We start from the raw sequence: 13796 nt of genomic DNA on the forward strand, positions 1-13796 counted from the left end.
AATAAGTTTATAAAAATTATTCAATACGCCTTTTAACACCTTTAGGTCCAACTTTTTACAAAATCCGCCACTAGGATATCGTGAGCCCTCGACATGTTTCAGTTCCTTAGCGGCACATACTCCTAAAATAAAAAAGCCAGCACTCCTGTGTACAGGGTGCTGGCTCTGATCGCTTTTAGCCTGTTTTTTACTCGGCAATAACAGCAAATTCTGCTCCCGAAGCGAAATCATCGCCACGCTGCGAGCTCAATGCCGTAAAGCGGATATAACGTCCCTTGACAGGTTTCTCAAAGCGAACGGTTTTGAGTTTCTTGTTTCGCTCGAATGTACCCGACATCACCTCTTCCCAGTTTTTACCGTCTTTACTTATCTGAATTTTATAATCTTTGATATCGCCATTTGCGCCATCCGCTCTCGGCAAAAATGTAAAACCTTTGATCGTCTTGACACTCGCGGCATCAAAATCAACCCAATGCGGATATTGAGCGACAGTAACTGAATACATCGTATGCCAGATTGAGGTAGGATCGCCATCCAACAGGTTCTTGGCATCACCTTCTCCGGTCTCCTGGCTGGAAGCAAAGACGACGTCCATCGGAACCGTCTCGATCTTGCTGTACTGCTGTGTCACTTTTAGTTTTTCATTCCCCTGGTACCAGGCCGTTATTGTTCCCCCTTGACGCAGATCAAAAGGGTTCTTGTAGGTATTTGCCTTTCCATTGTTCACCGTGTACAGTACAGTCTCTGCTTTATTTCCGGAAAGCACAGCTACCTCACCTGTGGAACTTCTGGCGAATGAAATGGGTGCATCACCAGCTGTAGCCACCCCTGCTTTAGCCAGATAATCATTTTGCTGTACAGGGCGGATAATAAATCCTATTGACGTTGGTGCGGCTTTCACACGATCTTTTTCCAATGGGGGTCCCTGTCCACAACTGTTGCCCCCGAGTCCGGTGACCGCAGCGTCAAGATGCACATGCACGCCGGAGCTCTTTGGCAATTGATACGGGTGCGGTGCAAAGGTCAATTCCAGCTCACTGTATTCCAGCGCAGATGTCGCAAGATGTTCCTTCGCAATAAAGATTACCCCCTGTCCCTCCTTATTCGTCAGGGATGTCCAGCGGACATCCTCGTTATTACTCATATTCTGCGGATTGGGCCAAGCTACGAATTGATCTCTTACAGTGCTTTTATGCAGTTCTATAAATTGCGCCGTCTTACGATCTGCATAATTATTGATCGGACCACGTCCATAATACGTATAGTTGCCAAACTCACCTGGCAATTGCAAGGAATACCCCAACCTGGCCAGTACAACAGATGCGTTGTTGGAAGTAATGCTGGATGATAATTCAATCGAGCCATCTTGGTAAATCGTCCAGATCTGATTGCTGGTAAATTTGAAATCATCCTTGCCAAATGGTTTATCCTTATGCTCTTTGAGTGTATAGGTTCCTGATGTTCCTCCTAACAAGGAAGCACCGTAGGGAGCCTGTGACTCAATTGTAAATGCCAAAACGACAGTCCCGTCTTTCTTGGTATAGCTATTGGACGACAGTACTTTGTGCTTTAAGTTGTGTAAGCCCTTTTCAAACCATTGCTGGTAAGCCCAGTTATCGTTATCGACGGGCGCACGCAATGCATCCAGTTTAGGCCCTTCCCCATCGCGTATAATTTGCTTACCTGCATATGTTAAGCTGTAGATTGATCCGGTATTATTATCAAATTTCGCGAGAAACTGATCTCCTTTAACGATCTGCAGCTCACCTTCTTTGAATAAAACTGGATTTTTCCCTTTGGCAACAGCCGAAATCAACGGTTTATTTTCTGCTGCTTTAACAAACAGTTGCTCTTCCATCTGAACAAAGCCCTTATTCGCCCATGGCTTATCTGTCTTAAGCAAAAACTGAACTTTTACAAAATATTCCGATCCTGCATCCAATTTACCATATTCAATAGGCAGGACAACTTGTTTTCTCTTTCGGGCATCGGGAAGATCAGCAGCAGCTATTGTACCACCGCTTCCGGAAACAACAACCCCATCTTTGAACAGTGACCATTGAACCTGATAATCACTCAGATCTTTAAAATAGTTTTTATTGAATAGCTCAATTTTTCCCTGCGTCATATCGATGGCCTTAACGGCTACATTTTGATAGACTTTTTTAACCTCATAGTATTGAGGTTTGGGTTTCATATCGGCGAAGATCAATCCATTGTTGACAAATGTACCGTCATTGGGCTTGTCTCCAAAATCACCGCCATAAGCTAAAAACCGTTCGCCGGTTTTCTTATCATAATAATACATAGCCTGGTCAATCCAATCCCAGATTGCGCCCCCCATAAAGAAATTCGTCGACTCTATGGCTTCCCAATAATCAATTAAATTACCGACGGCATTACCCATGGAGTGTGAGTATTCAGAGATATGAAAAGGATATTTTAATTTATAGGTTCCCTTGACCGCCCCTCTGACCCAGTCAATCGAAGGATATTGATTTGAGCCCATATCCACGATCGCATTATTGCGTTCGTATTGCACAGGCCTGGAGGTATCAATTTTTTTGATCGCATCATAAGCTGCCACAAAATTATCTCCGGGACCGGCCTCATTCCCAAGTGACCAGATCACAATAGAAGGGTGGTTGATGGTGGCATGCACCATTTCGATATTCCGCGCTACATGGGCATTTTTCCATTCCGGAACATGAGAGAGTGATTCCTTTCCATAATAGTATTGATGACTCTCAATATTAGCCTCGTCCTCAAGGTAGATGCCGTATTTGTCACAGAGGTAATACCAGTACGGTGGCTCTGGATAGTGTGAGTTGCGGACGTGATTGATGTTGGCGCTTTTCATCAGTTTTACTTCAGCTTCCATCTGCTCCCGCGTAACCACCTTTCCGTGTTGAGGATTTGTCTCATGACGGTTCACTCCTTTCAGCTTCACTGTTTTACCGTTGACGTAGTAATAACGTCCAGCAAGACCAAATTCATCCTCAGAGGCTTTGGTATCTTTAATTTCAACCTTTCGAAATCCGACATAGGTAGAGACTGTTTCAACAGTTTTATTTTTCTTATCCTTTAATTCCGCCACCAGGGTGTACCGATAAGGAAGTTCAGCCGACCATTTGTCTGGATTCTTGACCGTTAATAAGGCTTCCGTGCTATTGGATCCCTTTACCTCCAATTCAGGAACAAGGGCTGACACCTCAGCCTGATCAACCAGCGTATTTTCATCGCTATACAGTTTGTTCTTATATAACGAATAAACAAGCTTATACCCATTGGCTTTCTTATTGCTTAAATTGCGGACAGTACCAGTAATTTTCAATGCGCCATCTTCATAACGCTCATCCAATGTTGGAATTGCTGCAAGGTCACGAATTTGGACTTTGGGCGTTGATGTCAGGGAGACATCGCGAAATATTCCCGGCAGGCGAAACATATCCTGGGCTTCCAGGAATGAAGCGTCCGAGCTGCGGTAGACTTCTACGGCCAAAACGTTCTCCCCGTCTTTTTTTAAGAAAGCGGAGATATTAAATGAAGCGAGGTTTCTTGAATTTTTTGAAAAACCGACATATTTCCCATTCACCCAAAGGTAGAAAAATGAATCTACTCCGTCAAAATTGAGAAATACCTCACGTCCATCCCAATCTTTGGGGACCGTAAAATTACGACGGTATGATCCGACTTCATTGCGGTATACATAAGTCGTCCAATCTTGTGGAGGTGTGCGCATCACCCCACCGCGCCAGTCATCAACCTTCACCTGATGCTGAAAAATCACGCGCTGATTGGTATAGATAGGCACACCATATTTTAAACTGCCATCCTTCTGAATACCGAAGATATTCCAGCTCATTGGAACGGGCACAGTCTCCCAAGTCGTGACATCATAGTTGGGCTCGTAAAATTCTTTTGGCCGTTCTTCGGGCGTTTTTACCCAATGGAACTTCCAGGAACCGTTGAGTGAGCGCCAAAAGTTACTATGCTCGGGAAGTACTTTTCTCGCAGTTTCAACGTTTGAAAAGGAGAAGAACGAAGCATGTGGCAATTCCTTATTCAGTGAGAGCAATTGCGGTGATTCCCATTCGTTTCCTTTTGGCGATAACATATCTCCATACTGAAATCCTGCAATAGGAGCCGTGGAAGTCTGCCCTATGATTGAGGTCGAATGCAGGGACAGCAACGAGGCCAGTAAGGTTGAAAAAATAACGGATTTTCTTAACATCATGTATTTAAGCATTTTAGTTCAGGAAACCAAATGTAACTTCATTTTAGAGGAATAACAAGCAGATTATTAAAGCACTCGATTGCGAAACTTTTTCGATACATGGAAAAACAATTGTGGATTCTAAGCGTATCCGAATGTAGGCGCAAAAACAAATGCTTTCGGTTTCAGGGAATAAGCAGTATTTTTGGGCTTAGATTTCGCATTAAACAAATAAAAGTTTACGTTTGAAAATATTTTGAAGATTTTCATTTTTCAAAGGGTTACAATTTAGGCATTAAGGTATTAATAGGTGAGTAAATTCAGTAAATCAGTCCTGCTAGAAAATGATGAGCAGATCATTGAAGGCCTTAAAAAAGGCAATAGCTTGGCGATAGACAGTATCTATAAACGATACTATCCATCCATAAGTCATATGATACTGCAAAACAATGGAAGTGAGGATGAAGCAAAGGATATCTTTCAAGAGGCTGTGATTGTGCTCTATGATAAAGTTGCCAAAGGCGACTTTGAACTCAGCAGCAAACTCAAAACATATCTTTACTCGATTTGCCGAAGGCTTTGGCTAAAACAACTCAATCGTACTGGTTTTAACAATAGTGACATTAGCGGTTATGAGGACTCCTTATTCGAGGAAGAAGACTTACAACAGCATCAAGAGCTTGAGAAGAAGTTTGATCAAATGGAACTTGCGCTAGAGAAAATGGGGGAACCTTGTAAGACAATCTTACATGACTTCTATATCTTGAACCACTCGATGCAGGACATCTGTGAGAAATTTGGTTATACCAATACAGATAACGCCAAGACTCAAAAATATAAATGCCTGCAAAGGCTGAAAAAAATATTTTTTTCAACAGATTAACATTTGAGTAACACCATGGGAACAATGAATCAAAAAGAATTTTTCGAATTGGCTGACCAATATCTGCGCGGAGAGTTATCTGCAGCAGAAAAAGCAGCGTTCGAAGCTTTTTGTGCTGAAAACCCGTCTTATGCTGCCCAATTACAACAACACAGCGACTTTGTTGCCAATATGAAGGAAACTAGCCAAAGGCTTGACTTCAAAAAAGTATTGGCCAACTCAGCCAAGGAATATCATAAATCCCAAGGTACAGCCACTAAAGTGGTTCCGATAAAACAATCCACCGTTATATCACTTTGGGAACGGATCAAAGCCAGCTCATTGGTAGCTGCAGTTGTGGCAGTATTTGCGGTATTTGGCACCTTATGGCTGAGTGGTTATTATAGCAACCTAGAGAAGGCCTCATCGGATTACAGTGCCTTGCGTCGCGACATGAACAATGTCAAAAAGAACGTCAACGCACATAACGCCGCCATAAAAGATATCAACGATAAAAAATCGGTTAAAAGTAGCGAAAGCCAATTTGGTGCAACCGGCTTTATGTTGACAACGGATGGTTATGTGGTGACCAATTATCACGTGGTCAGTGGTGCTGACTCCATTTACCTGCAAAACAGCAAAGGAGAATCTTACAAAGCACAGGTCGTTCACAGCGATGCCAGCAAAGATTTAGCAATTCTATATATCGCCGATAAAAACTTTAAAAAGGCTAAAAGCTTGCCTTATACCTTCAAAACCTCTACTTCGGATTTAGGAGAAGATATCTACACTATCGGCTTCCCGCGTGATGAAGCAGTATATGGCCAAGGATACTTAAGCTCGTCGACAGGTTATGCCGGTGACACCATTGCCTATCAGATATCTGTTCCGGTCAATCCCGGCAACAGCGGTGGTCCTGTATTGGATAGCAGAGGTAATGTGATCGGTATTATCTCCGGTAAACAGCGAGGAATAGATGGTGCTGCTTTTGCCATCAAAACCAAGTCAATCATGAATGCGCTTGCAGATATCCCTAGTGATTCGTTAACCGCAGGTGTAAAAATTAACCGGAAGAATACATTGGCAGGTTTACCGAGAACCGAACAGATCAAAAAATTACAAGACTATATTTATATGGTTAAAGTCTACTAAGACTTCGATCTTTAATGTTTATAGAAAAGGCGGTACTTAAGTATCGCCTTTTCTTTTTTTGCCAGGGCAATATTCACCTCCAGCCCAGTGATTTCGATGCAAATAATGACTTGTTCCCCTAGCTCCAATTTAAGGTTCACAGTTCCTATGACATAGGATCTAATAAAAGAAACTATCCAATAACAAAAGAAACTATCCAAAGAAGGAGATTCCCTGCGATGGGCACTCGAAAGAGCTGCTGGAGGACCTGGACAAAATCAAAGAGGGAGCATCCTTTCTTACAGGACGCTCCCTCTTTTTATAAGAATTTCACCTAATTGATTATAAATTAGGCTGTGGAGTTGTTCTTAAATAAGGCTTGATTTCCTTAAATCCTTTCGGAAATTTTGCTGGGATATCTTCCGTTTTGATTGCAGGGACAACAATGACGTCTTCACCATGTTTCCAGTCAGCTGGTGTTGCGACCTGATAATCAGCGGTGAGCTGCAGTGAATCGATTACACGTAAGATTTCATCAAAATTACGTCCTGTAGATGCAGGATATGTCAATGTCAACTTTATCTTTTTATCCGGGCCGATAATGAACACCGAACGTACAGTTGCCGTCAGCGAAGCATTTGGATGAATCATATCATAAAGCTCGGAAATATGGCGATCTTCATCGGCTATAACCGGAAAATTCACTTCCGTTTGTTGCGTTTCATTGATATCCTTGATCCAGTTCAAATGATCGTTTACATTATCTACACTCAACGCGATCGCTTTAACTCCTCTTTTGTCAAATTCAGATTTCAATTTCGCCGTGCGGCCTAGCTCTGTTGTACATACAGGTGTATAATCAGAAGGATGTGAAAAAAACACCACCCAGCTGTCTTTAATATAATCGTGAAAATCAATTTCACCAATAGTCGTTTGCGCTTTAAAATTTGGCGCTTCGTCTCCTAATCTTAAACTCATAATCTTATCTTTTAAATATGTTCAAAACTACATACTCTACAAATATAGTAGATTAAATTTAGCAAACAAATAATTCCCTATTTTTTTAGATTCAGATGAAAAACAAAGTTAAAATACTATGCGAGCATAACATATATTTAGTATATTTGAGTATAAGCGAACTATTTCCTCAACAAATGATTGAAATTAGCGCTCCTACTGCGATTTTAAAAACATTTTTGCTTCGTGGTGATTTGTAAAGAGTTACAGTTATGATAAGTTATAGACCATAAAAATTGAGATATCATGAACTTTGAATTAAGCGAAGAGCATAAAATGATCCGTGATGCGGCACGGGAGTTTGCCCAGGAACTGAAAGCAGGTGTCATACAACGGGATGAGGAGGCCCAATTCCCTACCGATTTTGTCAAACAAATGGCCGAACTGGGCTTTATGGGAATCATGACGCCTGAAGCCTACGGCGGCGCCGGCATGGATACCTTAGCCTATGTGCTTGTATTAGAAGAGATCGCCAAGATTGATGCATCCGCAGCCGTTATTGTTTCTGCCCATAATTCATTAGTGCTTTATGGACTCAATGCTTATGGAACCGAGGAGCAAAAGCAAAAGTACCTCGTTCCGCTCGCCAAGGGAGAGAAACTGGGCGCATTTGCGCTTTCGGAGCCTGAGGCGGGATCGGACGCCTCCTCGCAACATACAATTGCCGAAGACAAAGGCGACCATTATCTGTTGAATGGCACTAAAAATTGGATTACAAACGGTGGTCATGCGGACATCTACCTTGTCATCGCACAGACGCATCCAGAAAAAGGTCATAAAGGTATCAATGTGTTGATTGTGGAAAAGGGCTTACTGGGATTCACTATAGGACCAAAGGAAAATAAATTAGGGATCCGCAGTTCGGATACCCATTCCCTGCTGTTTTCAGACGTCAAAGTGCCCAAAGAGAATCGCATCGGTGAAGATGGATTTGGATTTAAATTTGCCATGAAAACCCTCGATGGTGGGCGCATAGGCATCGCGGCGCAGGCCTTGGGCATCGCAGCAGGTGCATATAATCTTGCGCTTGCCTATGCCAAGGAACGCAAGACTTTTGGTAAACCTATTTCAGAACATCAGGCCATCCAATTTAAACTGGCCGATATGGAAGTCGATATCGAAACAGCCCGCTTGCTAACCTATAAGGCTGCGTGGACCAAAGACCAAGGCCTACCCTATGGAAAAGAAGCTGCAATGGCCAAACTGCATGCTTCTGAGGTAGCCATGAAACATACGGTCGAAGCTGTACAGGTACACGGGGGTTACGGCTATGTAAAAGAATATCATGTGGAAAGGCTTATGCGTGATGCGAAGATCACCCAAATTTACGAAGGAACATCGGAGATACAACGTTTGGTCATCGCAAGGGAAATCCTACGCTAGACTATTGATAGCCTAGCTTAAATAAAAAACCTGTCCGCTTTATGAGCGGACAGGTTTTTTATGGAGTATTCAATTTATTATCGATCATTGCAAGGTACTGATAATCCTGAAAAGAAAAACTCGCCGTTTCAGCCATTGCCAAATTTAACATGAACTTTGCTTTTCGCAATAAATTCTGCTGTTCTTCCGCTCCTGTATTCAACCCATCAAAGAGCAAGGTCAATGCCAGTGGATGCAGCTGCTGAACCTGCAACTGTTCTTTTGCGTAAGTTGCGAGTTCGTCTTCCGAGAGACCCAAATAAAAAATCCGATCTCTTTCAAAAAACTTCTGATAGGCATCAGCAAATACCGACGGATCCGTCGGTTCGGCAAAAGCATCATAACCGTCAATCCAGATACGAAGAAATTTTCCAATGTCTTCGACCCAACGTACCATTAAATCTTTTTTAAAACTTATTCCCATTGTCTATTTTTACCGAATCTGTCCATTACCCCGGACAATCCATTTTTCCGTTACCAGCTTTTCCAATGCAAAGGGTCCGCGCGCATGAAGTTTCTGTGTCGAAATACCTATTTCCGCTCCCAATCCAAATTCCCCGCCATCCGTAAAACGGGTGGAGGCATTCGCATATACCGCGGCTGCATCTACTGCATTCAAAAATCGTTCGATAGTCCCTTCGTTCGAAGATACAATACATTCCGAATGTTTTGATGAATACTTTTCGATATGTTCCAGTGCTTCGTCCAAACCGTTGACTGTTTTTATCGAACATTTCAAATCTAGAAATTCTCTTCCAAAATCTGCCTCTTCAGCGGCCACTAAATTTGAAAATCGTTGCTGCGTCAATAGCTCAAATGCCAGCGGATCCGCAAATACTTCTACCGCGGCATTTTCGAGATAGGGTGCTAATTTATTTAAAAAATCCGGTGCCACCGCCTCATCCACGATGACCGTATCTAAAGAATTACAGACCGATGGTCGGGAGATCTTCGCGTTGGCCACAATACGTGCTGCCATGTCGAGATCAGCCGTTTGATCCACATAGGTATGACATACCCCCGCACCTGTTTCGATCACCGGAACTTTTGCATTTGCCCGAACAAAATCGATCAGGGACTGTGAACCACGTGGAATAATAATATCTACATACTTGGTCGCTTCCAGTAATTCGGACACATGTTTGCGATCGACCGGCAACAATTGCACAATGTCTTTCGGTATTCCCTGCTCCTCCAGAATAGCATGAATAACCATCAGCAAGGCCTCATTTGTATAGCACGCATCAGAACCTCCCCGCAACAAACAAACATTGCCAGATTGGATACAGAGCGCTGCAACATCTATCGTGACATTTGGCCTGGATTCATAGATAACGCCAACAACACCAAGGGGAACAGTTATTTTCTCTATTTCCAGTCCATTTGGCAGCACCTTCTTCAGCAACAGCTGATCGGTCGGATCCGGTAGATCAGCAATCTGGCTTACGCTTTCTGATAGTGCGCGCAAACGATCGCTGTTCAACAGAAGACGGTCTTTTTTAGGATCTTCATCATCCATACGATCCAAATCTATTTTATTAGCCTGCAGGATGAGCGCCTCTTCTTTAACAAGTGCCGCAGCGATTGCCTTTAAAGTTGCTTTTTTCGCGTCAGGAGCAAATTCTTGCAAGAATTGTTTCGCCTTGGTAGCTGCCTTCAGCTGTTCAATTATTGATTCACTCATAACAATACGATATCATTTGCATGCGCAATTTCTAAATTCTTTTTACTGGACTGGGATAACAAAGATGAATCCGTTTTTGCCCGGGCAACGGCAACGGTTAGACCTTCGAGGTTCACGATATTCAGTACCTCCCCTTTCTCAAAATGCTCAACAATACGGGTTACCCCGACAGCCAGTAAGCTTTTATGTTTTAACAGAGCTTCCTCAGCGCCACGATCAATCATCAATTCGCCCTTAATTAAGCTTCCACTGGCCAGCCATTTTTTTCGCGAAGAGATCTTTTTACGCTCAGGCAAACACAAAGTACCTGTCTCGTGTTTAATGGCTTTTGTGATTGCATCTTCGGTCTGCATGCTAAAAATAACTACTTCAATTCCCATCTGATTGGCAAGACGCGCAAAGTTCAGTTTTGAGGTCATCCCCCCTAATCCCACTGCAGATTTATCCTTTCTTGCCAATCCCAGAATATTCCTGTCAATGGCTTCAATAGTCTCTATAATTTTATTATTTGCATCCAATACTCCAGGAACTGAAGTACTAAACAGCAATTTTTCAGCCCCAAACCCAACTGCGATCAGTGTGGCCAGTTCATCGTTATCAGAAAACTTCAGTTCTTTATTACTCACCACGTCATTCTCATTCGCAATTGGGATCACATTACTACGCCATAGTTCCTCATAAGTATTCTTTAGCTGGAGGAACTGATCCCGGTTAGAGAAGTGATGCCTTTCACATAGGCTTTGTGCCAAGGAAATCTTAAAAGGCCTGAAATAGGTGGAATACGTATTAATCAATATCGGATTTCCGATAGCAGCAGCTGCCTTCCGTTCAGACAGCGTACCTGTATAACTGGGGAGAAAACGCTTGCCGGCAGCAACAGCCCCTGAAGACACCAGGACAATATTGTACTTCTTCTGCAAGGCGGCAATCTGTCTGGCAATCTCCAAAACAATACGTTCATCAACTTCTCCCTCTTTCGTGGTAATAGAAGCCGATCCAAATTTGACAACGAGAATAGGCTTTTTCATCGTAAGTATGCTTTAGTTTAGATTAAAGCTCTAATTTACTGAGAAGAATTCAATTTTTGCAAAATATGTTAACATTTGAACAATATCGAGCAATAAAATGCCAGCTGATTTTATCTGAGTAAAAGTCTTCGCAAAAAGAAAAAGCAAAATGCGGTCCTTTTATCTTATTGAGTAAAGTCTCAACAATTCGGTTGAAAATCAGCCGACAAAACCAATTTTGATACAATCCCATTTATAAATCAGCTCAGCGGTCAGTTACGATGAAAAACGTTCATCGTACAGCTTTTCCAACGAGAACATTTCATCACGATATTTTGCTGCTTCCAAGAAATCCATTTCTTTTGCCGCTTTATCCATTTTCTTACGGACATTATCAATCGCTTTCTTCAGGTCTTTCTCGCTGAGGTACTGCATGACCGGATCAGCTGCAATAGCCTGTGTAGGATCAGGCTCAACATAAATCTTCTGCTCAACCCCTGAAAAATCAGCAACAGAGGTCTGTTCCAGAATTTCTTCCCGGGTCTTACCAACCGTGCGTGGTGTAATACCATGCTCAAGGTTATAATTCATCTGCTTCTCGCGGCGTCGGTTCGTCTCGTCTATTGTTACACGCATACTATCCGTCATTTTATCAGCGTACATAATGACCCGTCCTTTATCATTCCGGGCAGCACGTCCGATAGTTTGGATCAGCGAGCGCTCCGAACGTAAAAATCCTTCCTTATCGGCATCAAGTATAGCCACAAGGGTAACTTCAGGCAGATCCAATCCCTCCCGAAGCAAATTTACTCCCACTAAAATATCGAACTCTCCCAAACGTAATCCGCGTAAAATCTCCACCCGTTCCAAGGTTTTAATTTCCGAATGTATATAACGTACTTTCAGATTCAGTTTGGTCATGTATTTGGATAACTCTTCAGCCATCCGTTTGGTCAGCGTCGTCGCTAGGACACGACCGCCTTCCTTAATAGTCTTGTCGACCTCTTCCAAAAAGTCATCCACCTGATTGATGGCTGGACGCACTTCAATAACCGGATCCAATAAACCCGTCGGACGGATGACCTGCTCAACAACAACACCTTCTGTCTGCTGCAGTTCATAATCTCCAGGAGTCGCCGAAACATAAATAGTCTGATTGGTCAAGGATTCAAACTCCGGAAAATTCAACGGTCTATTGTCCAACGCTGCCGGCAATCGAAAGCCATGTTCCACTAAAGATACCTTACGTGAACGGTCACCACCATACATGGCCCGTAATTGAGGCAAGGTAACATGGCTTTCATCAATAACAAGCAGGTAGTCTTCCGGAAAATAATCGAGTAAACAGAAAGGGCGCATACCCGGCTTTCTGCCATCAAAGAATCGGGAATAATTTTCTATCCCGGAACAATAGCCCAATTCGCGCATCATTTCCAGATCATAGTTCACCCGCTCTTCCAAACGTTTGGCTTCCAGCATAAGCCCCTCCTCCTCCAATTGCCCCTTACGCTGCATCAATTCATCCTGTATAGCCCAGATCGATTCCTTAAATTTCTCTTTCGGTGTAACGAAAAGGTTCGCAGGAAAAAGCGCCAGATCTTCCATTTTGTTCAAGGTCTTACCAGATACGGGATCGATCTCACTCAATTCATCAATCTCATCGCCAAAAAATGAAATGCGGATCGCAAAATCCAGGTAAGCCGGATATACGTCTACGGTATCTCCTTTAACACGAAATGTACCGCGCTTAAACTCTGTTGTTGTTCTGGAATAGAGAATTTCAACCAATTTATGTAAAAAAGCATTTCGCGTAATTGTCATCCCTACGCCAAAACGAAAAATTGACCGTGAGAAATCTTCTGGATTTCCCATACCATAAATACAGGATACCGAAGAGACCACAACAATATCCCGTCGTCCGGACATCAATGCAGAAGTCGTCGCCAATCGCAGTTTCTCGATTTCTTCGTTGATCGCCAGATCCTTTTCTATATAGGTATTTGTGGAGGCTATAAATGCTTCAGGCTGATAATAATCATAATAAGAGACAAAGTAATTGACCGAATTATTCGGGAAGAACTGTTTGAATTCACCGTACAGCTGTGCAGCCAATGTTTTATTATGACTCAATATCAGTGTTGGCTTTTGTGTTTCTTGAATTACATTGGCTACGGTAAATGTTTTACCGGATCCCGTAACCCCCAGAAGTGTCTGATATTGCTCGCCCTGCTCCACACCTGCTACCAATTCTTTGATTGCCTCTGGCTGATCACCTGTCGGTCTATACTCTGATGTTAATTCAAATTTCATACAATTCCTATTTCTTAAAGAAAACTATTTCGACCTTTCGCTAAACATCATAGCAGGTGTGTTACTGCATTTCTGCTAAAAAAATCCGTCACACAAACTCCATGATGCAATCTACTAACGTTGCGATTGTGCAACAATGGTCTAGGG

At 42.7% G+C, this 13796-nt stretch carries 9 protein-coding genes; 3 read left to right on the forward strand and 6 right to left on the reverse strand.

The annotated features are described in order from the left end of the window. Positions 1-187 precede the first annotated feature (187 nt). The gene (locus BWD42_RS19110; RefSeq protein WP_217700103.1) at positions 188-4237 is read right to left on the reverse strand and encodes a glycoside hydrolase family 2 TIM barrel-domain containing protein; all 4050 of its coding nucleotides are present in this window, start codon (positions 4235-4237) and stop codon (positions 188-190) included. A 289-nt stretch (positions 4238-4526) separates the two neighbouring features. Here BWD42_RS19110 and BWD42_RS19115 point away from each other — a divergent pair, with 289 nt between their 5' ends. Continuing rightward, complete coding sequence (locus BWD42_RS19115) at positions 4527-5099, forward strand: RNA polymerase sigma factor (RefSeq protein ID WP_077438011.1); 573 nt, start codon at positions 4527-4529, stop codon at positions 5097-5099. Positions 5100-5123: 24 nt separating this feature from the next. Continuing rightward, a complete protein-coding gene (locus BWD42_RS19120; protein WP_254846277.1) occupies positions 5124-6230 on the forward strand; it encodes a S1C family serine protease in 1107 nt (368 codons plus the stop codon). A 321-nt stretch (positions 6231-6551) separates the two neighbouring features. Here BWD42_RS19120 and BWD42_RS19125 read toward each other — a convergent pair whose 3' ends face one another. After that, on the reverse strand, positions 6552-7187 hold the full coding sequence (locus tag BWD42_RS19125) for a peroxiredoxin (RefSeq protein ID WP_077438013.1): 636 nt from the start codon (positions 7185-7187) through the stop codon (positions 6552-6554). Between the two features lie 285 nt (positions 7188-7472). On the opposite strand from BWD42_RS19125, the gene BWD42_RS19130 reads away from it, so the two are divergent. Next, a complete protein-coding gene (locus tag BWD42_RS19130) occupies positions 7473-8609 on the forward strand; it encodes an acyl-CoA dehydrogenase (protein ID WP_077438014.1) in 1137 nt (378 codons plus the stop codon). Between the two features lie 58 nt (positions 8610-8667). Here the strand turns inward: BWD42_RS19130 and BWD42_RS19135 are convergent, their stop codons facing one another. From BWD42_RS19135 to uvrB, 4 genes are all read right to left on the reverse strand, one after another. Beyond that, on the reverse strand, positions 8668-9072 hold the full coding sequence (locus tag BWD42_RS19135) for a hypothetical protein (RefSeq protein WP_077438015.1): 405 nt from the start codon (positions 9070-9072) through the stop codon (positions 8668-8670). A gap of 9 nt (positions 9073-9081) precedes the next feature. Then, entirely contained in the window at positions 9082-10332 is a 1251-nt protein-coding gene (locus tag BWD42_RS19140; RefSeq protein WP_077438016.1) for a glutamate-5-semialdehyde dehydrogenase, read from the reverse strand. Then, a complete protein-coding gene (gene proB / locus BWD42_RS19145) occupies positions 10329-11360 on the reverse strand; it encodes a glutamate 5-kinase (RefSeq protein ID WP_077438017.1) in 1032 nt (343 codons plus the stop codon). Before proB ends, BWD42_RS19140 begins: the two co-directional genes overlap by 4 nt. Positions 11361-11615: 255 nt before the next feature. Then, a complete protein-coding gene (gene uvrB, locus BWD42_RS19150) occupies positions 11616-13649 on the reverse strand; it encodes an excinuclease ABC subunit UvrB (protein WP_077438018.1) in 2034 nt (677 codons plus the stop codon). Positions 13650-13796: the final 147 nt, after the last annotated feature.

The sequence above is a fragment of the Sphingobacterium sp. CZ-UAM genome (assembly GCF_002000245.1).
Lineage (GTDB): Bacteria > Bacteroidota > Bacteroidia > Sphingobacteriales > Sphingobacteriaceae > Sphingobacterium.